Consider the following 26,308-nt stretch of genomic DNA (forward strand, 5'->3'; position numbering starts at 1 on the left):
CGTCGACCGCGTCGCTCACAGGTCGAGCTCCATGTAGAGCAGGGCGAAGGCGGCATCGATCATGATGATCGCGAAGATGGCGTGCACCACGGCCGCGGTCACCCGCCGGCCGAGCGATTCCACGTCACCGCCGACCTCCAGGCCCTGGCGGCAGCCGATGCCGGCGATCACCGCCGCCATGACGGGCGCCTTGGAGAGCGCGATCCAGAAATGGGTGATGCCGACGTTGTCGACGATCCGCTGCAGGAAGAAGGCGGGGCCCAGGTCGAGCACCGACCATGTGACCGCCAGGCCGCCGGAGAGCCCCGCCAGCGTCGCCACGAAGGTCAGCAGCGGGATGGTCACCAGCATGGCGACGAACCTGGGCAGGACGAGCGCCTCGAACGGATCGACGCCCAGCACCCGCATGGCGTCGACCTCCTGGTTCATCTTCATCGAGCCCAGTTCCGCGGCGAACGAGGAGGCCGAGCGGCCGGCCAGCAGGACGGCGGTGATGATGATGTTGAACTCGCGCAGCACGGCGATGCCGATGAGTTCGACGGCGAACACCTCGGCCCCGAACTGGCGGAGCATGTTGGCGCCCAGCAGGCCGACGACCGCGCCGATGAAGAACGAGGTGATCGCCACGATCGGGATGGCGTCGAGGCCCGCCCGCTCCATCAGGGTGACGATGGCCGGCCAGCGGATGCGTTGCGGCGCCGTGAACAGGTGGACGCATGCCCGGCCCACCACCACCAGCAGGTGGCCGAGGAAACCCATGGTGTCGAGGAACTCGTGCCCGAGGTCGACGACGCCCTTGCCGATGCGGATGGTCAGGTCGTGAAAGCCCTTGGGCTCGTTGCGGACGACGGGCTCCCGGGTGACCGCTTCGGCGACAAGGGCCAGCAGGCGACTGGTCTCCGGCCTGGCCTTCACCTTCTCCAGGTCGAACTGCCCGCCGGCCGCACGGACCACGGCATAGGCCCCGGCGGTGTCCAGGCGGCGGACCTTCGCAAGGTCGATCGTAACGTTGCTCAGGCCGTCGAGCGTGGCCGCGAGCCCACGCCCGGCCTCGCCGATGTGGTTCGCCGTCCAGTCGCCGCTCAGGCGGACCGTCGGGCGGTCCGTCGCGGGTTCGAGGCTGAAATCGGCGGGTTTCTCCATCCGTGGACGGTCCAAAGCTCCCAAGCGTCCCCTGACGCGGCCGCGACCCGCGAGTCGCGCCGGCGAACGCGATGTGACCCTAGCAGACGCCACGCTGGGGTCCGAACGCCTTATGGCGCAGCTGCGTTCCGATGCCTTAAAGTCAAGCTCGGGCCCATTTTCGCCCCACTGCGCCCCCTAATCGTCGCGGTGTGGATTCGCCCTGACGCGAATCCGAGTGACGCAAGGCTGGAGAGTTGCGTTGAGCCGCCAGATCGAAATCGCCGGAAAGTCCGGCGCCCGCTACCGTTACACCGCCATGGAAGAGGATCGCTTCATCGCGCCTGCCGGGGCCAACTACGTCATCGCCGAAGTGTCCAGCGAGGGCGCGCGCGTCGTCTTCGCCGGCGAGACCGACAATCTGGCGAACCTTTCGTGGCGCCCGCCGCTGGAGGCGGCGCGGAAGAAGTTCGGCCAGGCCCAGCTCCTGACCCGCCTCAACGTCACCCGCGCGGTGCGCGAGGCCGAGCGGGCCGACCTCATCGAGGAACACCAGCCGCCGATGAACACCGAGAAGCGGACCTAGTCCCGGTCCCGGAACAGCGCCAAGCTGCCGGCGTGGAGTCGCCGGCCCTCATCGTCATCTTCGGAGCCGCCGTGCGGGCCGACGGGACGCCGTCGCCGGCGCTCGCTCGGCGGATCGGCTATGCGCTGGAAGCCGCACGGGTGCGTCCCGAGGCGCTGGTGTTCTGTTCCGGCGGCGTGGGGGAGGTCGGGCCCTCGGAGGCCTCGGTGATGGCCGAGGCGCTGGCCGAGGCCGGCGTGGCCCGTCGCCGGCTGGTGCTCGACGAGGCGAGCCTCGACACCCTCGACAGCGTGGTCGCCGTCGCGCGCTTCCTGAAGGCGAGGGGCGCAGCCCGCTGCATCGTCTGCAGCGACCGCTATCACCTGCCTCGCATCCGCCTGATGCTCCGCGCGTTGGGCATAGCCGCGGACCCCGGTCCGCTGGCCCCCGGCCGCGGCGGCACGCGACGCGCCTACTGGTGGAAGATGCAGCTCAGGGAAGCCCTCGCCATCCCGTACGACCTGGCCCTCGTCCTTCTGAAGCGGCGCCGGCTGCTGGCGTGAGCCGAATCCGGATCGCAACCGCCGGCTGGGCCGCGCCGCGCACCGTCCGTCACCGCTTCCCCGACGCCGCCAGCGGGCTGCAGCGGTACGCCGGCCGCTTCGACGCCGCCGAGATCAACTCCAGCTTCTACCGCGCACACCGGGCCTCCACCTGGGCGCGCTGGGCGGACGAGACGCCGGCCGGCTTCCGCTTCGCCGTGAAGGCGCCGAAGACGATCACCCATGAGCGCCGCCTGGCCGACAGCGCCGAGCTGCTCCACGCCTTCCTCGCCGAGGCGCGGCTGCTGGGCCCGAAGCTTGGCCCGATCCTCGTGCAACTGCCGCCGAGTCTGGCGTTCGACCTGGCCGTGGCGGCCGGCTTCCTCGAGACGCTCCGCGCCCGGTACGACGGTCCCGTCGCCCTCGAGCCGCGGCATCCGACCTGGTTCGAGGCGGGGGCCGAGGCGCTGCTGGTGGCGGCGCAGGTCGCCCGGGTCTCCGCCGACCCGCCGCGCCATCCGGCCGACGCCCGGCCCGGCGGCTGGCCGGGGCTGGCGTACTGGCGGCTGCATGGCTCCCCGCGCATGTACTACTCGGCCTACGACCCCACCCATCTCGAAGCCCTGGCCGCCCAGCTCCGCGCCTCGCCGGCGCAGGAGGCCTGGTGCGTGTTCGACAACACCACCTCGGGCGCGGCGGCCGAGAACGCGCTCGACCTCCTGGAGATGCTGGCCGGTTGACAGGCCGTGTTACGGATGTAATCTCACAAAACTACAACCATAAAACGGGAGATGACGCCGATGATCCGCCGCCTGAGCTGGAGCGCCGGAGCGCTCGCCTTCCTGATCGGGGCCAGTGCCGCCGCCCAGACCGCCGTGGCGCCGGCCGATCCGCCGTTCGCCCTGGTGGCAGAGGCGGACCGCCTGACTTTCCCCGCCGTGTTTGCCGATGCCGATATCGTCATGAAGCTCGTGATGGCCGGGCTGGCGATCTCGGCCCTCGCCGCCGCGGCGATCTGGGTGGCGCAGGCGACCCGGCTCCGGCCGGCCAGCCTCCCGGGCGCTCTGGCCTACCTCTCCGGCCTGGGGTCGGCCGGCCCGCTGATCGGCTTCTTCGGAGCCTGCTACACCCTGATGGCGTCCTGCATCGGCATGGCCAACGTCCGCCCGGCGCCGTCGCTATCGATCCTCGCGCCCGGCTTCGCCGAGGCCCTTCTGGCGGCCATGCTGGGCCTGCTGGCCGCCGCCATCGGGGTGATCGCCCACCGCCACCTGAAGGCCAAGGTATATGGCCTGGAGGCCGAGGACGCCGCCGCCGAGCCCGTGCAGACTCTCCCTCGCCAGGCGCGCGCAACGGCATAGACTGCGCCCATGACCAGAATCTCGGCCGCGGAAAGCCACATCATGGAAGCGCTCTGGGCGGGCGACCCGCTCAGCGCCGACGAGATCGTGGCCACCGTCGGTCCCGCCCAGAGCTGGGGCGAGGCGACGGTGAAGACCCTGATCAACCGCCTGCTCAAGAAGAAGGCGCTGGTCTCGGAGCGGGCGGGCGGCCGGACCCGATATCGCCCGCTGATCAGCCGGGCCGACTATGTGATGGGCGAGAGCCAGGGCCTGCTCGACCGCCTGTTCGGCGGCGAGCTCGCGCCGCTCGTCGCCCACTACGCCAAGCATCGCCCCCTGGCGCCGGATGAGGTGAACCGCCTCAAGCGCCTGATCGACGAGCTGGACGACGATGAATAGCCCGCTCGCCGTGATCCTCGGTCCCGATCCGCTGGCCGGCCTGGTCACGGCGGCGGTCTATGTGAACCTGGCCGGCGCCGCGGCGGTCCTGGCGGTGATGGCGCTGCGCCTGCCGCTCCGTCGGGCGATCGGGCCGCAGGCCGCCTACGGACTCTGGGGCCTGCCGCCGGCGGCTGGCGGTCTGGCCCTCTTCGCCTTCCTCGTGCAGGCGCCGGAGACGCGGATGGCGGCGCCCGCCCCGGGCCCGGCGCTCGTCGCCGTGTGGGCGGCCGGCGCCCTGGCGCTGGCGGCGCTGTTCGCCGGCGCCCAGGCGCGGTTCGCCCTGGCGCTGCGCCGCGGCCTCACCGGGCCGGCGGTGGTCGGATTGATCTCGCCGCGCATCGTGATGCCGCCGGACGATGGGGCATACAGCGCCCATGAGCGCGAGCTGATCCGCGCCCACGAGCGCCAGCACATCGCCCGCAAGGACACCCGCGCCGTGGCCTTCCTGGCGCTCAGCCGCTGCCTCTTCTGGTTCAACCCGCTGTTCCACCTGGCCGCGCCGATGGTCCGGCTGGACCAGGAGCTGGCCTGCGACGCCGCCGTGGTGATCAACCGTCCCGCCTGCCGGGCCGCCTACGCCCGGGCGCTCCTGAAGACGCAACTCGCCGCCACGCCGCTGCCGATCGGGTGCTACTGGCCGGCGAGGGGGTGCATCCGCTGGAAGTCCGCGTGGGCGAGCTCGCGGCCCGGGGCCGCTTCCCCGGTGGCCGCGGCCCGCGCTCGCAGCCAGGGCCCGTGGACGCGATCCGGCCCTGAGCCGAGAGCATTTTCCGCCGAAGCGGAGGCCGGTTCGGCGTAGAAAATGCTCCAAATTCAAAGTGTCCTGAGCGAAATCTGATTCTATCGAAGCGGATTTCGCTCTAGGTCGCGCTCCGCAGGGTGGTGTCGATCCGCTCGGGCTCGGGGGGGCGTCGCGGCCTTGAGCAGTCCCAGGCGGAACGGGAGCGCGCCCAGCGCCGCGCCGATCAGCGGGGCGACGATGAACAGCCAGAGCTCGCCGAGCGCCTCGCCGCCGGCGAGCACCGCCGGGCCGAAGCTGCGCGCCGGGTTCACCGAGACGCCGGTCACCTGGATGCCGACGATATGGATCGCCGCCAGCGTCAGTCCGATCGACAGGCCCGCGAAGCCGGCGGCCGCGCCGGGCCCGGTGGACCCCAGGATGACGGCGACGAAGAGCGCGGTCATCACCACCTCGAAGCCGGCCGCGGAGCCCAGGCTGTATTCGCCGAGATACCCCGGGCCCCAGCCGTTCTGTCCGAGGTTGGACGTGTCGCCGGCGATGGCCGCCAGGATGCCCGCGCCCGCCAGCGCGCCCAGGAACTGGGCCGCCCAGTAGAGCAGCATCTCGGCGAAGGTCATCCGCCCGGCCAGGAACACCCCCAGGCTGACGGCGGGGTTCACGTGCCCGCCGGAGATGGGCCCCAGGCCATAGGCGAGCGCGACGATCGCGAAACCGAACGCCAGCGCGATGCCGAGTTGGCCGACCGTGTCGCCGGCCAGGACGGCCGCGCCGCAGCCGAAGAGCACGAGGATCAGGGCGCCGATCAGTTCGGCGAGGAACTTCGACATGGGCTCAATCTCCTTTGGGCGGCTGGCGGACCACGCAGCGGAAGCCCACGTGCGAGGTCGAGATGTCGATGGGATGCGCGCGGCGCGCGGCCGGGCGGCAGCAGCGGCAGTGGTCCGGCCCGCAGAGGTGCGAGCCGCCCTTCAGCACCTTGCGCGGGATGCCGGCGTCGGCCAGTTCCGGATCGCACCGGGTGAGGGCGCGGCTGTTGCGGCGACCCGCGTCGGGCCACCAGTCCTTGGTCCACTCCCAGACGTTGCCGATCATGTCGCGCAGGCCGTAGCCATTGGCGGGATAGACGCCGACAGGGGTTGTACGGCCGTCCCGCCCGGTCGTGGGCCGCGCCCTGGGAAGCTGGTCCTGCCAGGTATTGGCCCTGGCGCGACCGCAGGGGCCAAGGCCGTCCCCCCAGGCGAGCTCCGCGCCGTCCAGGCCGCCGTGGGCGGCGAATTCCCACTCGGCCTCCGTGGGGAGGTCCTTGCCGACCCAGAGCGCATAGGCCTGGACGTCCAGCCACGCCACATGGACCACCGGATGGTCCCAGAGCCCGGCCAGCGTACTGCCCGTCCCCTCGGGCGAGCGCCAGCTCGCGCCGGGGACGTAGCGCCAGCCGTCCACCGGCTGACCCTCGGGCCCGCCGAACACGAAGGAGCCGGCCACGCCAATCTGCGGCGGCAGCATGAGCGCCGGCGGCAGGTGGTCGTCGGCGATCTCGGCGAAGGTGAGCCAGCCGGTCTCGTCCACGAAGCGGGCGTACTCGCGGTTCGTCACCGGATGCAGGTCGATCCAGAACCCGGCCACGGAGACCTGCTGTCCGGGCCGTCCGCCTGAGCGTCGGCGGTCCGCGCCCATGCCGAAGGCGCCGCCCTCGACCCAGACCATGCCGCGCCGGACGGCGGCCGCGCCGCGGGGCTCGGGAAAGGCGAGGACCGCCCCCATGCTAGGCGACGCCCACCGGGCCCGCCGGGCGTCCGCTCGCTGTCTTCGGGGACCCGGGCATCGTTTTCCTCCGTGGCGAAGCTCAACACGGAGGGGTGGGGGCCACGATCAGGTCAGCGCCCCAGGCACGGCGCGGGCCCGACCGGGGCAGGGGTCGGAAATCCCTGCCGGCGGGGCGGGAGGCGCCTGGCGCGCCGACCCGGACATGGTTCTCAGGGTTTAACCTGAGCCCACAATCCGGACTTAAGTGTAGATTGCTACCGTGGGTGTCTGGGGTCGCTGCTTCGCGCGAGAGTCGTGTCGACGCGCCGGCCGGCGGGATGGGAGGCGCACCATGACGTGCGCGCAGCGCGAGTTCGCCGACCTCTTGCCTATGGAAGCCTACGAGAGCCTGTTCCGCCATGCGCCGGCCGCGCTGGCGCTTGCCGTTCCTGCCGAAGGCGGACCGGTGATCCTCCAGGCCAATGACGCTTTCCTGCGCCTGCTGGACCGGCCGCGCAGCCGGGTTGAGGGGCGCAGGATCGAAGCCGTTTTCACCGCCCTGGCCGGGGACCAGATGCTCGCCGCCGTGGAACGCTGCCTCGGCGATCAGGCGGCGTTCCGGATTCGGATCGCGATCGGCAAGGGGACCCAGCTGGTCCGCATGCTTGTGGACCTGCGCCGGGTGGAAGACGCCGCGCCGCCGCAGGTGATCTTGAGCCTGACGCCGCTGGGCGAGGCCCTCGGCCTGGCCGAACTGGGCGAGAGCGGGGTCATCGCCGAGGTCGGACCGCTCAGCCGGGGCCTGCTCTACATCCACGACGTCGGCAACGGGCTGCTCCGGTACGGGCGCCACCCCCTGGTCAACCGGCTGGGCCTGCCCAGGTGCCCCGTGGCTCTGGCGGTCGTGCGCGACCTCGTCCACCCCGACGATGCGGAGCGCTGGCGGCAGTTCGCCATCGAACGGGCTGCGGCCGAGGACGATCGGGTCGGAAAGGCCACGTTCCGCATGCGCGGCGTCGACGGCGACTGGCTCTGGATCAACATCCGCGCGCGGGCCTTCACCCGCGACGCCGACGGCAAGGTTCAGCGGGTTATCGGCGTCGCCACCGACCTGACCGACGAATACAACCACGCCGAGGCCCTGACCCAGGCGGCGACGGCGCTCGCCCGAGCCGAGATGCAGGAGCGCCGGCGGATCGGCCGGGAGCTGCACGACTCCACCGCCCAGCTGCTGGCCGGCGCACGCCTCAGCCTCACCGCCCTCGAGCGGCGCCTGGATCCCGGCTCGCCGGCGCGCCACGCGCTGGAGGACGCGCGCGAGGCGGTGGCCGGGGCGCAGAACGAGATCCGCAACTTCTCCTACATGCTTCACCCGCCGCCGCTGCAGGACCAGGGCCTGGAGCGGGCGGTGCGGGCGTTCGCGGCCGGCTTCGGACGCCGGACGGGCCTGGATATCTCGGTGACCGTCTCGCGCGGGCAATGGCGGATCGATTTCCCGATGCAGGTCGCCCTGTTCCGGGTGGTGCAGGAAGCTCTGATGAACGTGGTCCGGCATGCGGGCGCCCGGAAGGCCTGGGTGCGCCTGCGGCGTCAGGGTCCGGAGATCAGCCTCGAGGTCGAGGACGATGGGATCGGCCTCTCCAGCCAGAGCGCAGACGAGATCCTCGCGGGCGTCGGGGTCAGCGGAATGAAGGCCCGCATGCTCCAGCTCGGCGGCGATCTCCAGCTTCTCCCCGGCGCCAAGGGCCTGAAGGTGCAGGCGCGCGTCACGGAGCGCTCGGCGCCCCTGGACTAGCTCTCGGCGGGCGCGCCGGCCGGCGCGCGCGCGTTCGCCACCGCCCAGGCCAGCGCGTCGTCGGCTACCTGCTCCCAGCCCGGGTCCATGCAGGTCCAGTGTGACCGGCCGGGATAGATCTTCAGCTCGGTCCTGCTGGCGGCGCGCTTCTGCTTGTTGAAGATCGCGCGCGTCATGCTGGCGTCGGCGATCAGGTCGATCTCGCCGCCGATCAGCAGGAGCGGCGCGCGGTTCGGGTTGGCCCAGTTGATCTTGATGGGGTTGATGATCCCGTCCCAGTAGACCTTCGCCGCCGTGGGCACGATGTAGCGGTCGTAGAGGGCGTCGGCCTGGTCCTTCGGCGCGGTCTGGGCGAACCGGGTCTTGAAGAACGGGCGGCTCATGGTCTTCAGCTTGCCGTTGCTGAACGGATCGCCGAGCACGGGCAGGGCGGAGATGATCGCCTGGAGGCCGAGCGGCACGCCGGGCGTCGGCGCCGGGTCGATGGCCACGCCGGCCACACCCAGGCCTTGGTCCAGCAGATGCTGGGTGAAGGTGCCGCCGGCCGAGTGGCCGATCAGGATCGGGGCCTCCGGCAGCTTGGCGATCTCGGCGGCGAAATGGGCGATGATCTCGCGCTGGCCGGTCTTGGCGAGCCGCGGGTCCGGCTTGGCGCGCAGCTCCGCGGGCGGACGGTCGTCGTAGGGCCAGTCGGGCGCGACGACGGTGAAGCCCTGGGCCTCGTAGCGCGCCTTGAAAGCCTCCCAGCTACGCGAGTTCAGCCACGCGCCATGGATCAGCATGATGGTCTTGGTCACGGCGTCCCTCCGCGGATGTGGTCCCGATCAGGCCACACCTCGCGCCGGCCTGCCATCAAAAGCGAAGCCTGATGACGAGCGTCGCCGGGGCAGCCGACTTTCTCGACAGCGGCGCCCGACTTGCCCACAGTCCGGGCCGCGCGCGGCGGTGCTTCCATTGCCGTCAGTTAGGCGAACTGTATAGGTTCAAACAATATTGCCGCCTGAGCCGCGGCAGCCTGAGGGGAGGGCGGATATTGCAACGTGAGCTGGGCGGCCGGGCGAGCGCCGGGCTGATCGTCCTGATCTGCTTCTTCATCGCCGCCCTCGAGGGCTACGACATCCAGGCGTTCGGCGTCTCGGCGCCGAAGCTCGCTCCGGCGCTCGGCCTGAATCCGGGCCAGGTCGGCTGGGCGGCCAGCGCGGCCATGATCGGCCTCGTCATCGGCGCCTTCGTCGGCGGCTGGTTCGCCGACCGGATCGGCCGCCGGCCGGTGCTCGTGATCTCGGTGGCTGCGTTCGGTGTGTTCTCCATCGTCACGGCCTACGTCCAGACCTACGAGATGCTGCTGGTCGCCCGCATCCTGACCGGCCTGGGGTTTGGCGGCGCCATGCCGAACCTGATCGCCATCGCCACGGAGATCAGCGCGCCGAACCGCCGGGCGGCGACTGTCACCACCATGTTCTGCGGCATGCCGGCCGGCGGCGCGACCGTCGCCCTCATCGCCCGCTTCGCGCCTGAGCTCGACTGGCGGACCCTCTTCCTGATCGGCGGCCTGCTGCCGATCCTGCTGGTCCCGGTCGTCCATTTCCTGCTGCCCGAGACCAAGCCCGCCCACGACCCCAAGGCCGACCGCCGCATGGGCCAGACCCTGTTCGGCGAGGGCCGCGCGCCCGGCACCCTGCTGCTGTGGCTGGTCTTCATGCTGACGCTGGTCGTGCTCTACCTGATGCTCAACTGGCTGCCGTCCCTGGTCATCGCCAAGGGGCTGACGCCGCAGGACGGCTCGGCCGCCTCGCTGGCCTTCAACCTGACCAGCATCGCCGGCGCCCTGATGCTGGGCTTCGTGGTCGACCGCGCCGGCTTCCGCTGGCCGCTGGCCATCTGCTACCTGCTGCTGGCCGGCGTGATGCTGACTCTGGCCCAGGCGACCGGGCTGGCGCCGGTGCTGATCCTGTCGGGCCTGGCCGGTTTCCTGGTGCTGGGGGCGCAGTATTCGCTCTACGCCGTGGCCCCCGCCCTCTATCCGCCCCACGTCCGAGCCGCCGGAGCCGGGGCGGCGGTGGGCATCGGCCGCCTGGGCTCCATCGCCGGGCCGCTGATCGCCGGGGAATTGCGCCAGATCGGCTGGAGCGCCGGCCAGGTGTTCGCGCTCATGGGACCGGTGCTGTTCGCCGCCGCTGTCGCCACCGTGGCCCTGGGATTCCTGTCCCGGTCACGGGACGACTAGGCCGCCGCCAGGGCGGGGCTGGCCCAACCGGCGCTGTCCCAGCAGCTCGCCGGCTGCAGACTTCAACCCGCGCCGCTCCCCTCAGGACCCTTTTCTCATAGGCGGGACCCTTCGCGCTGCCTTGGGCGTTCCCGCCACGGTTCAGCTCAAGGAGATCCCATGCGCGCCATCGTCACCGCCGTCGTCCTGTCCGCCGCCGCCGCGCTCGCCGCCTGCAGCGGTCCGGAGGAGGACGCCCTGCATCGCGAAGCCGACGCCGTCGACGCCGCCGGCGAAGCCCAGGCCGACGCCCTGGAACGGCAGGCCGCCGCCACCTCGAACGAGGCCCAGGAAAAGGCGCTCAATCAGCAGGCCGACGCTGTCGAGAACGCCGCCGACGCGAAGTCCGACGCCATGCACCGCGAGGTCGACAAGAAGTACTGAGGCCGAACGGAAAGGGCCGGAGAGCTCATGCTCTCCGGCCCCTCTTCGGTCAGCCTAAGCGGCCGCTAGCGCCGCCAGCGGTCGTAGCGGTCGTCGTAGCGGCTGTAGCGCTCGGAATGGTCCAGCGCCGTCTCGATGCGGTCCATGGTCCGCAGCACGCGGTCGCGCTCGCGGGGGCTGGCCCGACCGGTCTCCACGCGCCAGGCCAGCGGCTGGTTCACCCGCCACTGCCGGAGCAGGACGTCGGCCTGACGGTGCGGAATGCGGCCCTGATCGGCGGCCTGTCGGAGCTGCCATTCCAGGGCGTCATAGCGGCCGGTGAACCGCTCGCCCTGGTCGTAGCCGCCGCGCCACGGCTGCGCGGACGCCGCCGCCGGCGCCAGGGCCGCGGCGGAAAGGCTCAGGGCGGCCACGCCGGCCAGGGTCTTCATCATCTTCGTCTTCATCTCGGGTCCTCGCTTCGGTCCAAGTCCCTCTGCATCGGTCCCCCCCGGGAACGTGGGCGGCTTAACGGAACGAGGGTCCGCGAGGTTCCAGCCTTGGCCGTGGCGACAGGGGCGCCGCGGGCGGGCGGCGGCGTGCGGGATGCGCCGGGCGCGCAGCCCGCCTTACAATCGCGGACGGGCCGGGCCATATAGGGGGGACGCCGTCGTGCGTGTTCCCGCCACCGAAGCGGGAGATCGCGAGCGACGCGGCGTCTTCGAGATCGTCATGTCCCTGCTTTTCCTGGCTTCCGGCCTCTGCGTGCTCGGCGCGCTGGGTCTCCCCGTGGTCATGCGCCTGCGCCGCGGCGGGCGCTCGGGATGACCGCCGACATCGCGGCGCTGGAGCGCGAGAACCTCTACCTCAAGACCCGCAACGCCCAGCTTCAGGCCGATGTCGCCGACCTGACGGCGGAGCTCGATCGGCTACGCCAGGAGCGCGAGCGGCTGCACGGCCGCCAGACGGGCGCGCGGCCTCCGAACCCGCTGGGCAGCGGCCAGTAGGCCCACGACCGGGCCGTCCCGGCCCGCACCGCCGTCACCGGCGCCAAGGAGCAAGCCATGGCCAAGGGCCAGAAGAGAAGCAATCGCGAGACCCGCAAGCCCAAGCAGCCCAAGCCGAAACCGGCCGAGGTGATCCGCGTCACGGGCGGGGCGGGCGGCCAGACCGTGGGGTCCGTCGCCGCGGGTTCGAAGGGCCCCGGCCGTTGAGCCTGGTCTCCTGGTGGCGCGGCGTGCTGCCGAGCGAGGCCGAGGTCCGGGCGGAGATCTGGAGCCTGGGGACCCGCCACCGGGGCTGGCCGCTGGAAGGCGCCCTGGACGAGCTGAAGGGCTCGGACGTGACGCCGGCCCGCGCCCAGCTGCTTCGCGCCTGCGTCCGCGAGCTGCAGCGGAGATGAGGCGGGCGGGCTCCGCCGCGCCTTGATCCAGCGCAAGGCCCCGGGTGGCCGCCCGGCTCATGCTCACCGCGCGAAGGCAGCATGGGAGGCCGCGATGGACGATGCGACCCTGACCCCGGCGGCGCTGGCGGTGCTGGAGGGTTCCGGCTTCGCCGAGCGCGTTCACGCAAAGATGGCGAGCGGAATCGTGACGCTCTGCGGGTCGGCGCCCGATCAGGCGGCGAGCCGCAGCCTCGAAGGACGGCTCCTGGCCTTGCCGGGGGTGCTCGATGTCCACAACTACCTCGATATCGGCTGTCCGGACGAGGGGCTGGAGGCCCGGCTGCGCGCCGCGCTCGCCCGCGAAGGCTTCGAGGCGCCGGGCTTGCGCATGACGGCCGAGCATGGCGTGGTGACGCTGTCGGGCGAGGCCGGAAGCTGGTCCGAGCGCGACGCGTGCGGCCGGCTCGCCTGGCGGCTCCCTGGCGTCCGCGAGATCATCAACCGGATCGACCTGCCGCCCGGCGAGGCGAGGCAGGGACCCGAGCGTTCACCCGCGCCGGCATAGGGGCGGATGCGCCGGGGCGAAGGGCGCCGGCGGCCGCCGAGATCGGAGGGCCAGACCATGGCCGATCTGCTGGACAATCTCAGCCACCGGCTGGCCGCCGAACGGACGAGCCTGCTTCGCAGTCCGCTCATGTCGCGCCACTACCTGTGCCGCTGCGGCCACAAGATCCACTTCGAAGAGGCATCGTGTCCGGCCTGCGGGGCGACACTCGGCTATCTGCCGCAGGAGCATCGGCTGGCGGCGCTGGAGCCGGGCCAGGGGCCGGGACCTGGCGGGCCGCCGGGGGTGGCGGGGACCTGCGGTTCTGCGCCAGCCAGCCGCCGACGGGCTGCAACTGGATGGTCGAGGCCGCGAGCCCGCAGGGCCGGTGCGCATCCTGCCGCCTGACCCGGGCGATCCCGGACCTGAGCGACCCTGACAACCTGCGCTACCTGGTCCGGATCGAGGCCGCCAAGCGCCGGCTGATCTCCCAGTTGATCGAACTCGGCGCGCCGATCTGCTCGAAGATCGACGAGGATCCGGACAGCGGGATGATGTTCGACTTTCTCCGTCCATCGCCGAATGGCCCGCAGGTGCTCACGGGCCATGCGAACGGCCTGATCACCCTCAATGTGGAGGAGGCGGACGACGCCGTGCGCGAGAAGGTTCGCCATGCCCTGCGCGAGCCCTACCGCACGCTGCTGGGCCATTTCCGGCACGAGATCGGCCACTACTACTGGGACCGCCTGATCTGGAACCGGAAATGGCTCGAGCCCTTCCGGGAGCTGTTCGGCGATGAGCGCGCGAGCTACGCCGAAGCCCTGAAGCGGAACTATGAGCAGGGGCCGCCGAAGGACTGGGCCCAGTCCTACATCAGCGCCTACGCCACCATGCATCCCTGGGAGGACTGGGCCGAGACCTGGGCCCACTACATGCACATCGGCGACAGTGTGAACACCGCCATGGGGTTCGGCCTGAGCGCCGACGACGTCGAGGGCGACGTCGAGTGCTTCGGCCGCGATGCGCCTACGCGCCTGACGACCCGCGCGCCGACCTTTTCTTGCGGGTGGTGAACGGCTGGCGGGAGGTCATCGTGGTGCTGAACGAGCTGGCGCGGTCCATGGGCCAGCCGGACTTCTACCCGTTCAGCCTCGCCAAGCCCGCGGTGGCCAAGCTGCAGTTCGTGCAGATCGTCGTCTCGGACGCCCGCGAAGCCCTGCGGCTCCGGGACTCAGAGGCGGCGGAGGTCGCAAGGACCCGGCCTCACTGACCGCGACACACCTCCCACGGCCGCAATATCCGTTTGCAACGCGAATGATTTGATGTTCCCTCCGCTTTCGCGGCCCGGAGAGGTCCGAGCGTGGAGGGAGGCAGTTCATGCGGCAGGTGCTGGCGGGGTTTGCGGGCAGTCTCGCGATGACGGTGTCGCTGGCGGCGGCGGGGCCTGCGCAGGCAGCGCCGACTGGCTCCTTTGGGCATTACGCCCCGGCCGCGGCGTTCGAGGGGACGGTCACCACCTCCGAATATGTCGCCCTGCGCGACGGGGTCCGGCTGGCGGTGTCGGTGACCCGGCCGGCGAGGGACGGGAAGGCGGCCGAGGGGCAGTTCCCGGTGCTGTGGCAGCACACCCTGGGCATCGCGGGCGCGGGCGCCGACGGCGGGCCGGTCGGGCAGGGGCCGAAGGGCTACCGCGCGCTGCCGGCGCTGGCGCGGCACGGCTATGTGGTGGTGCAGGTGGCCCGGCGCGGCAACGGGCCGTCGTTCGGCATCCGCCGCGGCTACAACGACCGTTCCGAGGCCAATGACGCCTATGAGGTGATCGACTGGCTGGCGGCGCAGGCGTGGTCGAACGGCAAGGTCGGGATCTACGGCTGCTCCAACACCGGCGATGCGGCCATGCACGCGGTGACCGCGGCCAATCCGCACCTGAAAGCCGCCTGGGCCGGCTGCTTCTCCTGGGAGAAGTACGACGGATTCCTGCGCGGCGGGATCTTCGCCAACTGGGGCACCGGGCCGACGCGGACGGTGGCCGAGGACATGACGTCCACGCCGGTCCAGGGCGACGAGGACAAGGTGCTGCTGCGCCAGGCCGCCGAGGAGCACCAGAAGGCCGCGCCGCTGCGCGAGCTCTGGGCCTCGATGCCCTACCGCGACAGCTTCTCCGCCTCGACCCAGACCCGGTTCTGGTACGAGGGCTCGGTGGCCAGCTACATGGCCCAGATCAACCGGTCGGGCACGGCAGTCTACGTCCAGGGCGGATGGCGCGACGACCTGCGCGGCCAGGGGCTGGTGACCTTCGCCAACCTGACGGGGCCGCGGCACATCCTGATCGGGCCCTGGGGCCACTGCGAGAACGACGACTTCGACCTGCTGGCCGAGATGCACCGGTTCTTCGACACCTACCTAAAGGACGCCGACGTCGGCGTGAGGGCGCAGGATCCGATCCACTACTTCACGGTGAACGCCGCGCCGGGGACGGAATGGCGCTCGTCGAAGACTTGGCCGGTGGCGGGCGCGACGGCGCGGCCCTACTTCCTGGGCAAGGGGCTGGAGGGCCGCGGCGCCGAGGGGGAAGGGGACGCGGACGGCGTTCAAGGTGCGCTACGACGTCGACTGCCCGACGGCGAAGCCCAGGCCGGGCGGCCTGCTCACCGGGCGGCCGCCGTGCCCGGTTGCCCATGCCGGGCCGCACTTCGCCACGCCGCCCCTGAAGGCCGACACCGAGGTCACCGGCGACGCGGTGGCCGACCTCTGGATCGCGTCCACGGCCAGCGACAACAACCTCTTCGTCTATCTGGAGGACGTGGCGCCCGACGGCACGGTGACACCGGTGACCGACGCGCGGCTGAAGGCGTCGCTGCGGAAGGTCTCCAAGCCCCGCTATGCGAACTTCGGCCTGCCGTGGCACCGGAGCTGGGCCGAGGACGTCCAGCCGCTGACGGCCGGCGAGCCGGTGCGGATGACCTTCGCCTTCCTGCCGACGTCGTATGTCTTCAAGGCCGGACACCGGATCCAGGTGTCGGTCGCCGGCGCCGACTACCGCGAACGCGACCGGACGCCCGGGCCGGACGCGACGGTGACGATCCTGAACTCCGCGCAGCAGCCGTCGTCGGTGTCGCTGCCCATCGTAACGGCCAGCCGCTAGGCTCCGTCCGACGGGGTGCGATACAGCGTTTGACGGATAAATGGTTTGTGTGACAAACAAACCTGTTCGTGCGGAGGAAGCGGGATGGCGGAAGCTCAGGTCGCCCAGGCTCGAGGCGGGGCGGAGCGCCCGGCGAAGCTGCAGTGGAGCAAGTACCAGATCTATCTGGTGGGCCTGCTGCTGCTGGTCACCGTGTCCAACTACCTCGACCGGATCGTCATCGGCGTCCTGCAGGAGCCGATCAAGGTCGACCTGGGGCTGAGCGACAAGCAGCTCGGCCTGCTGAGCGGGCCGGCGTTCGCACTGTTCTATTCGGTGGCCGGGATCCCGGTGGCGCGGCTCGCCGAGCGGGCGAACCGGGCGCGCGTGCTGGCCGTAGCCATCGCCGTCTGGTCGATCATGACGGCGGCCTGCGGCCTGGCGCGCAACTATGTGGTCCTGCTGCTCTGCCGGGTGGGCGTCGGCATGGGGGGAGGGGGCTGCATCCCGGTTTCCCACTCCCTGCTGGCCGACAACTTTTCCATGCGCCAGCGCGGGGTGGTGATGTCGATCGTCTCGGCCGCGCCGTCGATCGCCACGATCCTGGCGCCGATCATCGGCGGCCTGGTGGCCGAGCATTACGGCTGGCGGACGGCCTTCATCGTCGTCGGCCTGCCGGGCCTGCTGCTGGCCGTGCTGGTCTGGTTCACGGTCCGGGAGCCGCGCACCGAGCGCACCGTCGCCGAGCGGCCGAAGAGCAACTTCTGGGCCGACCTGAAGCAGCTGTTCTCCAACCCGACCTTCGCCTTCCTGTTCATCGGCGGGGCGTTCATCGGCGTGGCCTATTCGGGGCTGACGGCCTTCACCGTCTCCTTCCTGATGCGCAGCCACGACATGGCGCTGTCGCAGGCCGGCGGGGTGCTGGGGCTGTCCGGCCTGTTCGGCCTGGCCGGGACCTTCATCGGCGGCTTCGTGGCCGACCGCTACGCCGGCAAGCGGGGGCTGTCCTACCTGATCACTCCGGCGGTCGGCGGCGTCCTGACCTGGGCCTGCTACATGGCCGCCTTCCAGCTGCCGAGCTGGCCGATGGCCATGGCGGCCCTGCTGGCGGCGGCGGTCGCCTACAACCTGAAGAACGGGCCGATCTACGCCTCGGTACAGAACGTCGCCCCCGACCACATGCGGGCCACCGCGTCGGCGATCTTCATGTTCGGCGCGACCGTGCTGGGCTCGACCACCGGGCCGCTGGTGGCCGGGATCGTCTCGGACTCCGCGGCGAGCCGGATGTTCCCGGCGGCGCTGGGCGCGTTCGAGGCCGCCTGCCCGGGCGGCCGGGCGCCGAAGGGCGCCGGCGAGCCGCTGGCCTCCGCCTGCGCCAGCGCCTCGGCGGGCGGGCTGGAAACCGCCCTCCTGGTGGTGGCCTGCGGCTTCCTGGTGGCGACGGTGTTCCTGGTGCTCTCGGCCCTGGCGCTCCGCAAGCAGCGCGCTGCCGGCTGAATCGACAATAGTTTGGTGAACAAACGATTGAGTTTACGATATAAGGACCGGACCGGTTTTCCGGGTGAGTTCCGCCTGATGAGGTATCCGTGACCGACGCTTCCGACTCCCGCTTCAAGCCACTGGACGGCGTCGTCGTCGTCGACCTGACCCGGGCGCTGGCCGGGCCCTACGCCACCCTGCTGCTGGCCGGCCTGGGCGCCACCGTCATCAAGGTCGAGGAACCCCGCGGCGGCGACCTGGCCCGGGAGAACAGCCCCTACGTCGGCCGCGACGGGGTGACCATCGAGCGCAAGCACGACGACGACATCTCGGTCAGCCACCTGACCCGCGCCCGCGGCAAGCACGGCGTCTCGCTCAACCTCAAGCACCCGCAGGCCCGCGAGGTGTTCGCCGACCTGGTCCGCAAGGCCGACGTGGTGGTGGAGAACTTCACCTCTGGCACCGCCGACCGCCTCGGCGTGGGTTACGAGGCGGCGAAGGCGGCCAACCCGGCGATCATCTACTGCTCGCTCTCGGGCTTCGGCGCCGGCGTCGACGAGGGCAGCAAGGCCATGGACGTGCTCGTCCAGGCGCTGTCGGGGGCCATGTACACCTCGGGCGCCGAGGGCGAGCCGCCGGTGCGGATCGGCATCCCCATGGCCGACATGCTGGCCCCGGTGTTCGGCGTGATCGGCATCCTGGCCGCGCTCAACCGCCGCCACGTGACCGGCGAGGGCCAGCGGGTCGACGTCTCCATGCTGGGGGCGCTGACCTCCTTCGTGGCGATCGAGAACTGGGAAGCCATGGCCCTGGCCGGCATGGGCGCGCGCACCGGCCTGACCGTCCAGCGGCTGTCGCCGTTCGGGGTCTTCAAGTGCGCCGACGGCTATGTGGCGATCGTCGCGGTCCACGATCCCCTGGCGAAGGGCCTGTTCCGCGCCATGGGCCGGCCGGAGATGATCGAGGAGGACCGGTTCGCCAACCGCGGCCGTCGCGTCGCCAACGCCGTCGACCTGGAGGCCGAGATCGAGGCCTGGACCTCGACCCTGCCCACCGCCGAGGCGGTCGCGCGGCTGGAAGCCGAAGGCGTGCCCGCCGCGCCCGTGCGCCATCCGGCCGAGGGCCTGAAGGACCCGCGCGTGCTGGCCAGGCGCGAGACCGTGCCGATCAGCCACCCGACGCACGGCGGCAAGGAACTGACCACGGCCGGCGTGCCGATCAACTTCTCCGGCGGCAAGCCGGGCTTCGACGCGGTGCTGCCGGTGCACATCGGCGAGCACAACGCCGACGTCTATGGCCGCATCGTCGGCTACGCGCCGGACAGGATCGCCGAGCTCAAGGCCCAGGGCGTCATCTGATGGACCTCCAGCCGCGCGTCGACGCCGAGCTCGCCGCCTGGCGCGCCGCCGGCGGCAGGGTGCTGGCCTATGTGGGGGCGTCCGTGCCGGTGGAGCTGGTCGCCGCGGCGGGCTTCCTGCCGTACCGCCTGGCCGCCGAGCCGGTGGCCACACCCCATCCGGACCTCGTCCACCAGTCGGCCCGTGTGCAGTCCCTGGCGGGTCAGATCCTCGGCGGCGCCGGGCGCTTCGACGCCGTCGTCGTCGGGCGTGGTCCGATGGAGAACCTGCAGCTCTTCGCCGTCCTGCGCGAGCTTCGCCGCCTTGGCCGCGGCGCGCCGTGCCCGGTCGCCAACCTCGACATGCTGACCGGCGGCGGCGAGGCCCGCGCCCGCTACAACGCCGCCCGCCTGGGCGCCTTCCAGGCGTGGCTGGCGGACGTCGGTGGAAAGGCCCCGATCGGTGACGACCTGCGCCAGGCCGCGCAGCAATGGCAGATGGTCCGGGCGCAGCTGCGCGCGATGCTCGCCCTGCGCGGCGATGGCGGGCTCTCCGGCGTCGATGCGCTCGACCTCGTCCGTTCGGTCGGCCGGATGCCGGCCGACGCCGCGCTCCGCCTGCTGGACGAACTGACGCCGGCCGCGGCGCCGGCCGGGCGTCGTGTGGCGGTCACGGGCTCGTCGCCCGAGACCTCCGAGCTCTACGCCGCCCTCGAGGCGGCCGGCCTGCAGGTGGTGGGCGAGGACCATGACTGGGGCGCGGCCTGGGCGGAGCTCGACCTCGATCTCTCGCGGCCGCCCGTCGAGGCGATCCTCAAGCGCTGGGAGACGCCCGTCGCCAACGATCCGCGGGCCGCCAGCGTCGCCCGTGGCGCGGCGATGGCCCGCCGGGCCAGGGCCGCCGGCGCCGAGGCCATCGTCTTCCTCCACGCCCGGGGCGACGAAGCCGCCGCCTGGGACGCCCGGGACATCGAAGCGGCTGCCGGCCTTCCGGTCATCCGCCTGGCCGTTCCCGCCGCCGGCGCTCCGGTGGATGCCGCCAAGATCGCCGCTCAGCTTGCGCCGCCCGCCGCCGAACCCCCGCCGACGGCCTCCAGGCCTCTGGCCGTGAAGCCGGCGCCGAAAGCCGACGCTCCCGTCGGCCGCCGCAGCCGCAAGTCGCTGGCCTCGACGGCCGAATTCGGCGCCTGGCAGCGGGACTGGTTCGCCGGCGTCCGGGAGCAGGCCAGGGACGGCCCGTTCGCGGTCGTCAATGCCGACGCGCCGCAGGAAATCCTCCGAACCCTCGGAATTCCCTATGTCATCAACCAATGGTGGGCCTCGATCGTCGGGGCCAAGCAGCATGGCCGCGCCTATGCGGCCGCGCTGAGGGCCGCGGGCTATCCGGCGGACGCGGAGACCTACAGCGCCCAGGGCCTGGCCGCGGCGCTGGTGGGGGAGGCGCCGGACGCCCCCTGGGGCGGCCTGCCATCCCCGGACGTCCTGGCGCTGGTCGCCGGCAGCGACGCCGGCGCGAAGATCTACGAGGCCTGGCAGGCCGCGACGGGCGCCGAGCCGCTCGTCTTCGACCGCACGGCCGAGACCAGGCTCGACCTGCCGCTCGCGTGGTGGGACGACCTTCCGAACGACTGGGCCCGGGTGCTGGAGCCCGAGCGGCTGGACCTCTTCGAGGCCGAGCTGGAAGAGGCCGTCGTGCGCCTCGAGGCGATCACCGGCCGCACGTTCGACCGGGCGGGTTTCGTGGAGGTCATGCGCCTCGTGAACGAGCAGGAGGACTACTACCGCCGGACCCGCGACCTGATCGCCCGGACCCATCCCGCGCCGATCGGCATCGTCGATTCCATGCCCGCCACCATGGTGCCCCAGTGGCACCGCGGATCGGAGTGGGGCCGGGACGCCGCCAGGCAGCTCTTCGAGGAGGTGCAGGCGCGCGCGGCGGCGGGGGAGGCGGCCTGCCCGAACGAGAAGATCCGCCTGCTCTGGGTCGGCCGCGGCCTCTGGAGCGACATGGGCTTCTACCAGAAGTGGGAGGAGAGCCACGGGGCGGTGTTCGTCTGGTCCATGTACCTGGGCCTCGCCGCCGACGGCTACATCCGCGAGTTCGAGGGCGAGCACGACGCCATGCGGGCCCTCGCCGCCCGCTTCGTGACCATGGGCGACGAGCTCAGGATGCCGACCTGGGCGGGCGCCTGGCACGTGAAGGAAGCCAGGCTGCACGGCTGCGCCGGCGCGGTCGCCATCGACGACGCCGATCCCTTCGTTCTGGAGGCGCTGGAGGCCGCGGGCATCCCCGTCTGCCGGCTGGCGCTGAACAACATGAGCGTCGAGAGCGGCGAGGTCGAGGGCAAGGTGACCGAGTTCCTGGACGGACTGGAAAAATCGCAGAACACGGTGCGGCCAGACTGATTTCCGCTGTTGCGGATTTAGTTTGTGCAGCGTACGATTTGAAAATCATAAGATAGGCCGAGCCATCAATCGGCCGAGATGAGGGAAAGCCGATGCGGGCCCATTTCGCCAGGAATCGCCGCGGACTCGTGTCCGCCATCGCCATCACCGCCGCGCTCGCCGCGGCGACCGGGGCCTCGGCCCAGGCCGCCGACGACACCGAGGTCGGCGAGATCGTCGTCACGGGCACCAGCATCCGCGGCGTCGCAGCCGTCGGCTCGCCCACGGTCGGCGTCGACATCGAGGAACTGAAGGCCAGCGGCGTCGCGACCGCCAGCGAGGTGACCAAGCTCCTGCCGCAGGTGCTGAATCTTGGCGCCGACCCCTCGCGGGGCAGCTTCAACGGCGGGGCGCAGGACGCCGCCGCCAACTCCACGGCGATCCGCTCGGTGAACCTGCGCGGCATCGGGCCCGAGGCGACCCTGCTGCTGGTCAATGGCCGGCGTATGTCGCCCGGCGGGGTGATCAAGGCCATCGCCGACATGGACCAGATCCCGACCGCGGCTCTGACCCGCATCGAGGTGGTCACCGACGGCGCGTCCGCCATCTACGGCTCGGACGCCGTGGCCGGCGTGGTGAACCTGATCACCCGCGCGCCCTTCGACGGCGCGGAGACCACCATCCGCTACGGCGCGGCCGACAGCTATGAGCAGCGCCTGTTCAGCCAGACCTTCGGCAAGACCTGGAGCGGCGGCGGCCTGTTCTTCGCCTTCGAGCACACCGACAACAGCCATCTGTCGGGCTCGAAGCGGTCGTTCGCCAGCCAGGACCGTCGCGACCGCGGCGGCACGGACGCTCGGCCCTTCACCGCCGCGCCCGGCAACATCGTGGTGGGCGGCGTGCGCTACGCGCTGCCGAACACCAACGGCGTCGGCGTCCAGCCCTCGCAACTCGTGGCCGGCAACCCGAACCGCTTCGACGAGGCGGCCTATGCCGACCTGATGCCCTGGATGGACCGGGACAGCGTGTTCCTGAAGGTGACCCAGGACGTCGATGACCGGCTGAACGTCTGGTACGAGGGCTTCTACACCCGCAAGGACTACGACCTCGCCGCGCCGCCGGCGCTGTTCGCCCTCAACGTCCCCGCGACGAACCCCTGGTTCGTGCGTCCGGCCGGGACCACGGGCAATACGACGGTCGAGTACCGCTTCGTCGACGACGCGAACCCCAACTCCTACGGCTTCGAGAACGTCATCCAGAACGCCGCGGGCTTCGGCTTCGACGTGGGCGGCGGCTGGCAGCTCGACGGCTACGTCCAGATGTCCATGAGCCGCGGCTTCCAGGCCCGGGAGAACGTGCTGAACAACGCCGCCCTGACGGCGGCGCTGGCCAGCTCCAACCCGGCCACCGCCTTCAACCCCTACGGCAACGGGACGTTCAACCGCTCCAACAACGCCGCCCTGGTGGAGATCATCGACGGCGAGCGCGACACCTTCGGCACCTGGCTGAACCAGGACTTCTCGATCAAGGCCGACGGTCCGCTGATGAGCCTGCCGGCCGGCGAGGTCCGCGCGGCCGTGGGCGCCGAGTACCACGACAACACCTTCAAGCAGTCGCTGTTCGCCACCAACGTGATCGCCTCCGGCGCCGAGACCACCAAGCTGGTGCGCAACGACCGCAAGATCCACGCGGTGTTCGGCGAGGTGTTCGTGCCCCTGGTCGGCGGAGACACCGCCATGCCGGGGATCCACCGCCTCGACCTGAACGCCGCGGTGCGCCACGAGAAGTATTCGGACTTCGGCGAGACCACCAACCCGAAGGTCAGCTTCGTCTACCAGCCGGTGCAGGACCTGACCTTCCGCGGCAGCTGGGGGACCTCGTTCCGCGCGCCGTCGCTCGTCGACAGCGCCGACCAGATCCTCAACTACTTCATCCAGAACCTGACCGACCCGACGTCGGCGACCGGCACCACCCGGGGCATCTTCTACAACGGCGGCAACTCGGCCCTCGGCCCCGAGGAGGCGGAGACCTGGACGCTGGGCTTCGACTACCGTCCCTCGGGCGGCATGCTCGACGGCCTGGAGCTGTCGGCCACCTACTACAACATCGACTACACCGACCGGATCGACGTGGTCGCCGCCAACGCGCTTACCAACGCGGCGGTCTATGGCGCCTTCATCGCCCGGCGTCCGCCGGCCTCGGACGCGGCGGCCACCGCGGCGTTCAACGCCCGGGTCGCCCAGATCATGGCCAGCCCCGACCTGCAGAACCCGGTCGAGCCGGTGACCAACATCAACGCCATCATCGACGGCCGCCGCCAGAACCTCGGCAGCCTGAAGCAGGACGGGTTCGACTTCACGGTGGCCTACAGCTTCGACACCGGCGTCGGCCGGTTCCGGGCGGCGGTGGACGGCTCGAAGATCCTGCACGTGAAGCGGCAGACCGCCGTGGGCGTTCCGGAAGTCGACGTGGTCGACACCTTCGGCAACCCGGTGGACCTGCGGGTCCGCGGCGCGGTGACCTGGAACAAGGACGCCTGGGCGGCCAATGTCTTCGTCAACTACGCCGACGGCTACCTGAACACCGCCGTCACCCCCCAACGTGGGCGTGGACAGCTGGACGACCGTCGACGCCTCGGCATCGTACCGTGTGGAGACCGGGCCTTCCTGGGCGCGGGACGTGACCATCAGCGTCAGCGCCACCAACCTGTTCGACGAGACCCCGCCGATCGTCCTGAACGGCACCTTCTCCTGGGACAGCCAGGCCGCGTCCTCGATCGGCCGGCTGCTGGCGGTGGAAGTCAGCAAGCGCTGGTGACCGGCCGGCTCGCAAAGGCGGGCCTGGCGGGCCTGACGATCGCCGGCGCGCTCGCCGCTGGCGGTTCGGCGCCGGCCCCGGCAGCCCCGGGTCCGGACGCCGGCGCCTGCCAGGCGCTCGCGGGCCGGGCGCCCGCCGACGTGCGGATCACCCGCGCGGAGGTGGTGGGCCCCGGGACCGCCTGGGCCGGGGAGGCGGGGGCGGCCCCCCGCCGCCCGCCGACCCCCGTGAAGGCCGCCTTCTGCCGCGTGCAGGGGGTGATCGAGACGGAGATCGGTTTCGAGCTCTGGCTGCCGGCCAGGGGCGCCTGGAACGGCAAGTTCCTGGGGGCGGGGGTCGGCGGCGACGCCGGAACCTTCAACTTCCAGGACCTTCCGCGCGGCGTGAACCGCGGCTACGCGGCCGCCTCCACCGACACCGGCCACAAGAACACCGACGTGAACTGGATGCTGGGCGATCCCCAGCGTCTGACCAACTACGAGCTGCGTGCCAACCACCTGCTGGCCGTCAAGGCGAAGGCGCTGGTCCAGACCTATTACGGCCAGCGCCCGCGCTGGTCCTACTTCATCGGCTGTTCCGGCGGCGGCCGGCAGGGCCTGAAGGAGATGCAGCGCTTCCCGACCGACTACGACGGGATCATCTCCGGCGCGGGCGGACCCAAGACGCCCGAGATGACCGCCCGGCGCATGTGGGAGATCCTGCAGCGCGACAGCCGGCCGGGGCTGATGAGCCCTGCCGACTGGCGGCTGGTGTCGACGGCCGGGGTGCAGGCCTGCGACGGCCTCGACGGCGTGGTCGACGGCGTCGCCGAGGACCCGCGCCGCTGCCGCTTCGACGTGGCCGATCTGACCTGCAAGGGTGAGAAGACCGACGCCTGCCTGACGCCGGAGCAAGTGAGCTTCGCCAAGGGCTTCTACGCGCCGCTCCGCGACGAGGACGGCCGCAGGATAGACGAGGGCCTGCTGCCCGGCGTGCTCGTGGACTCGGGCCGCTCGCAGCTGGCGCTGGGGACCTTCGGCCGCGCCATCCGCAAGCGCAGCGACTGGAACGGCGAGGGCTTCCACCTGCGCGACGACCTGGCGGCCATCGACCGCGTCATGCCGGAGCTGCGCGCCGACGACCCGGACGTTTCGGCGTTCGCCCGGCGCGGCGGCAAGGCGATCCTCTACACCGGCTGGATGGACGGGGCGGTCGCGGCCCGGATGGTCACCGGCTACTACGACGACTTGGTGGCCGAGGCGGGCGGCGAGGCGAAGGCGGCGACGTTCTCCAGGCTCTACATGCTGCCCGGGGTCTTCCACTGCGCGGGCGGGCCGGGTCCCGACCAGATCGGCGGCTCGGGCGGCGACGCCCCGATCCCCGATCCGCGGCACGACCTGCTGAGCGCGCTGGAGGCCTGGGTCGAGAAGGGCCAGGCGCCGCGGGAGATCGTGGCCTCGAAGCTCGAGGCGGGCCGCGTCGTGCGGACCCGGCCGCTGTGCCCCTATCCGCTGCTGGCCCGCTACAAGGGGACCGGCTCGACGGACGAGGCGGCGAACTTCGCCTGCGTGCGCCCGCCCGCTTGAGCGGACGGCCAGATCGCGGGATAGGATGTAAGACTTACAATGTCGGGGCGAGGCCCGGCGAGGAGACGACCGTGTTCATCCGCAATCGCTGGTACGTGGCGGCCTGGGACAAGGAAGTGGGCCGCAAGCCGTTGGGCCGCACGATCTGCGGCGAACCGGTGGTGGTCTATCGCCGCGAGGACGGCTCGGCGGTGGCGCTGGAGGACGCCTGTCCGCACCGCCTGCTGCCGCTGTCGCTGGGCTGCGTCGAAGGCGACGGCATCCGCTGCGGCTACCATGGGCTGAAGGTGGGCTGCGACGGCCAGGCGGTGGACATGCCCGGCCAGGAGACGCCGCCCCGGCTGAAGACCAGGACCTATCCGGTCGTCGAACGCTACCGCTTCGTCTGGGTCTGGATCGGCGATCCGGCCCTGGCGGACCCGGCGGTGCTGCCCAACATGTGGTACTGCGAGGACCCGGACTGGACCTTCGAGGGCGATGTCTATCCGGTGAAGTGCGACTACCGGCTGCTGGTCGACAACCTCATGGACCTCAGCCACGAGACCTACGTCCATCCCACCTCGATCGGCCAGCACGAGATCACGCTGGCGCCGATCCAGACGCGCCTGGAGGGCGACGAGGTGATTGTCGAGCGCTGGATGCGCGACATCGAGCCGCCGCCGTTCTGGAAGACCTTCCTGGGCAAGGAAGGCCTGGTGGACCGCTGGCAGGTCTGCCGGTTTGGAGCTGCCGGCGGCGGTGAACATCGA

26 protein-coding genes and 3 pseudogenes are annotated in these 26,308 nt (G+C 71.4%); 24 read left to right on the top strand and 5 right to left on the bottom strand.

What is annotated here, in order from left to right:
- Nucleotides 1–15 precede the first annotated feature (15 nt).
- Nucleotides 16–1,143 carry an ABC transporter permease gene (locus LRS04_RS17070; protein ID WP_257817365.1) on the bottom strand — a complete coding sequence of 376 codons (1,128 nt, stop codon included), beginning with the start codon at nucleotides 1,141–1,143 and terminating at the stop codon, nucleotides 16–18.
- A gap of 241 nt (nucleotides 1,144–1,384) precedes the next feature.
- Here LRS04_RS17070 and LRS04_RS17075 point away from each other — a divergent pair, with 241 nt between their 5' ends.
- Genes LRS04_RS17075 through LRS04_RS17100 form a run of 6 tightly spaced genes read left to right on the top strand, consistent with a single transcriptional unit; the run spans nucleotide 1,385 to nucleotide 4,812 of the window.
- Entirely contained in the window at nucleotides 1,385–1,708 is a 324-nt protein-coding gene (locus LRS04_RS17075; protein ID WP_257817366.1) for a hypothetical protein, read from the top strand.
- A 32-nt stretch (nucleotides 1,709–1,740) separates the two neighbouring features.
- Nucleotides 1,741–2,250: a YdcF family protein gene (locus LRS04_RS17080; protein WP_257817367.1), complete on the top strand. Its 510-nt coding sequence runs from the start codon at nucleotides 1,741–1,743 to the stop codon at nucleotides 2,248–2,250.
- Complete coding sequence (locus tag LRS04_RS17085; protein ID WP_257817368.1) at nucleotides 2,247–2,969, top strand: DUF72 domain-containing protein; 723 nt, start codon at nucleotides 2,247–2,249, stop codon at nucleotides 2,967–2,969. Before LRS04_RS17080 ends, LRS04_RS17085 begins: the two co-directional genes overlap by 4 nt.
- 60 nt (nucleotides 2,970–3,029) lie before the next feature.
- Nucleotides 3,030–3,590 (top strand): MotA/TolQ/ExbB proton channel family protein, encoded by a 561-nt coding sequence (locus LRS04_RS17090; RefSeq protein ID WP_257817369.1) that lies wholly within the window; start codon nucleotides 3,030–3,032, stop codon nucleotides 3,588–3,590.
- 9 nt (nucleotides 3,591–3,599) lie between these two features.
- Complete coding sequence (locus LRS04_RS17095; protein WP_257817370.1) at nucleotides 3,600–3,971, top strand: BlaI/MecI/CopY family transcriptional regulator; 372 nt, start codon at nucleotides 3,600–3,602, stop codon at nucleotides 3,969–3,971.
- The gene (locus LRS04_RS17100; RefSeq protein WP_257817371.1) at nucleotides 3,964–4,812 is read left to right on the top strand and encodes a M56 family metallopeptidase; all 849 of its coding nucleotides are present in this window, start codon (nucleotides 3,964–3,966) and stop codon (nucleotides 4,810–4,812) included. Before LRS04_RS17095 ends, LRS04_RS17100 begins: the two co-directional genes overlap by 8 nt.
- Before the next feature lie 41 nt (nucleotides 4,813–4,853).
- Here the strand turns inward: LRS04_RS17100 and LRS04_RS17105 are convergent, their stop codons facing one another.
- Entirely contained in the window at nucleotides 4,854–5,582 is a 729-nt protein-coding gene (locus tag LRS04_RS17105; protein WP_374576597.1) for an aquaporin, read from the bottom strand.
- 4 nt (nucleotides 5,583–5,586) lie between these two features.
- On the bottom strand, nucleotides 5,587–6,519 hold the full coding sequence (locus LRS04_RS17110) for a formylglycine-generating enzyme family protein (protein WP_257817372.1): 933 nt from the start codon (nucleotides 6,517–6,519) through the stop codon (nucleotides 5,587–5,589).
- A gap of 334 nt (nucleotides 6,520–6,853) precedes the next feature.
- Between LRS04_RS17110 and LRS04_RS17115 the strand changes: the two genes are divergently transcribed.
- Nucleotides 6,854–8,296 carry a histidine kinase gene (locus tag LRS04_RS17115; RefSeq protein WP_257817373.1) on the top strand — a complete coding sequence of 481 codons (1,443 nt, stop codon included), beginning with the start codon at nucleotides 6,854–6,856 and terminating at the stop codon, nucleotides 8,294–8,296.
- On the opposite strand, the gene LRS04_RS17120 is transcribed toward LRS04_RS17115, so the two are convergent.
- On the bottom strand, nucleotides 8,293–9,093 hold the full coding sequence (locus LRS04_RS17120; protein WP_257817374.1) for an alpha/beta hydrolase: 801 nt from the start codon (nucleotides 9,091–9,093) through the stop codon (nucleotides 8,293–8,295). The two genes, LRS04_RS17115 and LRS04_RS17120, sit on opposite strands and share 4 nt — an antisense overlap.
- A 236-nt stretch (nucleotides 9,094–9,329) precedes the next feature.
- Here LRS04_RS17120 and LRS04_RS17125 point away from each other — a divergent pair, with 236 nt between their 5' ends.
- A complete protein-coding gene (locus LRS04_RS17125; protein ID WP_257817375.1) occupies nucleotides 9,330–10,523 on the top strand; it encodes an MFS transporter in 1,194 nt (397 codons plus the stop codon).
- A gap of 159 nt (nucleotides 10,524–10,682) precedes the next feature.
- Nucleotides 10,683–10,946 carry a hypothetical protein gene (locus LRS04_RS17130; protein WP_257817376.1) on the top strand — a complete coding sequence of 88 codons (264 nt, stop codon included), beginning with the start codon at nucleotides 10,683–10,685 and terminating at the stop codon, nucleotides 10,944–10,946.
- 65 nt (nucleotides 10,947–11,011) lie between these two features.
- On the opposite strand, the gene LRS04_RS17135 is transcribed toward LRS04_RS17130, so the two are convergent.
- A complete protein-coding gene (locus LRS04_RS17135; protein ID WP_257817377.1) occupies nucleotides 11,012–11,392 on the bottom strand; it encodes a hypothetical protein in 381 nt (126 codons plus the stop codon).
- Nucleotides 11,393–11,597: 205 nt separating this feature from the next.
- On the opposite strand from LRS04_RS17135, the gene LRS04_RS17140 reads away from it, so the two are divergent.
- From LRS04_RS17140 to LRS04_RS27030, 15 genes and pseudogenes are all read left to right on the top strand, one after another.
- The gene (locus LRS04_RS17140) at nucleotides 11,598–11,753 is read left to right on the top strand and encodes a hypothetical protein (RefSeq protein WP_257817378.1); all 156 of its coding nucleotides are present in this window, start codon (nucleotides 11,598–11,600) and stop codon (nucleotides 11,751–11,753) included.
- Nucleotides 11,750–11,932 (top strand): hypothetical protein, encoded by a 183-nt coding sequence (locus LRS04_RS17145; RefSeq protein ID WP_257817379.1) that lies wholly within the window; start codon nucleotides 11,750–11,752, stop codon nucleotides 11,930–11,932. The genes LRS04_RS17140 and LRS04_RS17145 overlap by 4 nt, the downstream gene beginning before the upstream one ends.
- A gap of 57 nt (nucleotides 11,933–11,989) precedes the next feature.
- Nucleotides 11,990–12,139, top strand: coding sequence for a hypothetical protein (locus tag LRS04_RS17150; protein WP_257817380.1), 150 nt, complete (start codon nucleotides 11,990–11,992; stop codon nucleotides 12,137–12,139).
- Entirely contained in the window at nucleotides 12,136–12,327 is a 192-nt protein-coding gene (locus tag LRS04_RS17155) for a hypothetical protein (RefSeq protein WP_257817381.1), read from the top strand. The genes LRS04_RS17150 and LRS04_RS17155 overlap by 4 nt, the downstream gene beginning before the upstream one ends.
- Nucleotides 12,328–12,349: 22 nt before the next feature.
- Nucleotides 12,350–12,874 (top strand): BON domain-containing protein, encoded by a 525-nt coding sequence (locus LRS04_RS17160; RefSeq protein ID WP_257817382.1) that lies wholly within the window; start codon nucleotides 12,350–12,352, stop codon nucleotides 12,872–12,874.
- 129 nt (nucleotides 12,875–13,003) lie between these two features.
- Nucleotides 13,004–13,078 (top strand): annotated as a pseudogene (locus tag LRS04_RS28200) (hypothetical protein); the annotation flags it as partial.
- Nucleotides 13,060–13,926: a putative zinc-binding metallopeptidase gene (locus LRS04_RS17165; RefSeq protein WP_257817383.1), complete on the top strand. Its 867-nt coding sequence runs from the start codon at nucleotides 13,060–13,062 to the stop codon at nucleotides 13,924–13,926. The pseudogene LRS04_RS28200 and the gene LRS04_RS17165, both read left to right, overlap by 19 nt.
- Nucleotides 13,920–14,123, top strand: a complete 204-nt coding sequence (locus LRS04_RS17170) for a putative zinc-binding metallopeptidase (protein ID WP_257819167.1) — start codon at nucleotides 13,920–13,922, stop codon at nucleotides 14,121–14,123. The genes LRS04_RS17165 and LRS04_RS17170 overlap by 7 nt, the downstream gene beginning before the upstream one ends.
- Nucleotides 14,124–14,269: 146 nt before the next feature.
- A pseudogene (locus tag LRS04_RS17175) lies at nucleotides 14,270–15,352 on the top strand (CocE/NonD family hydrolase); the annotation flags it as partial.
- A gap of 241 nt (nucleotides 15,353–15,593) precedes the next feature.
- A complete protein-coding gene (locus LRS04_RS17180) occupies nucleotides 15,594–15,998 on the top strand; it encodes a CocE/NonD family hydrolase (protein WP_257819168.1) in 405 nt (134 codons plus the stop codon).
- A gap of 84 nt (nucleotides 15,999–16,082) precedes the next feature.
- Nucleotides 16,083–17,474 carry an MFS transporter gene (locus tag LRS04_RS17185; RefSeq protein ID WP_257817384.1) on the top strand — a complete coding sequence of 464 codons (1,392 nt, stop codon included), beginning with the start codon at nucleotides 16,083–16,085 and terminating at the stop codon, nucleotides 17,472–17,474.
- Between the two features lie 89 nt (nucleotides 17,475–17,563).
- Nucleotides 17,564–18,814, top strand: a complete 1,251-nt coding sequence (locus LRS04_RS17190; protein ID WP_257817385.1) for a CaiB/BaiF CoA-transferase family protein — start codon at nucleotides 17,564–17,566, stop codon at nucleotides 18,812–18,814.
- Nucleotides 18,814–21,198 carry a 2-hydroxyacyl-CoA dehydratase family protein gene (locus LRS04_RS17195; protein WP_257817386.1) on the top strand — a complete coding sequence of 795 codons (2,385 nt, stop codon included), beginning with the start codon at nucleotides 18,814–18,816 and terminating at the stop codon, nucleotides 21,196–21,198. Before LRS04_RS17190 ends, LRS04_RS17195 begins: the two co-directional genes overlap by 1 nt.
- 128 nt (nucleotides 21,199–21,326) lie before the next feature.
- Nucleotides 21,327–25,559: a TonB-dependent receptor domain-containing protein gene (locus LRS04_RS28205; protein ID WP_374576598.1), complete on the top strand. Its 4,233-nt coding sequence runs from the start codon at nucleotides 21,327–21,329 to the stop codon at nucleotides 25,557–25,559.
- 116 nt (nucleotides 25,560–25,675) lie between these two features.
- Nucleotides 25,676–26,215, top strand: a pseudogene (locus LRS04_RS27030) (Rieske 2Fe-2S domain-containing protein); the annotation flags it as partial.
- Nucleotides 26,216–26,308 lie beyond the last annotated feature (93 nt).

The organism is Phenylobacterium sp. J367 (assembly GCF_024699985.1).
Taxonomy (GTDB): domain Bacteria; phylum Pseudomonadota; class Alphaproteobacteria; order Caulobacterales; family Caulobacteraceae; genus Phenylobacterium.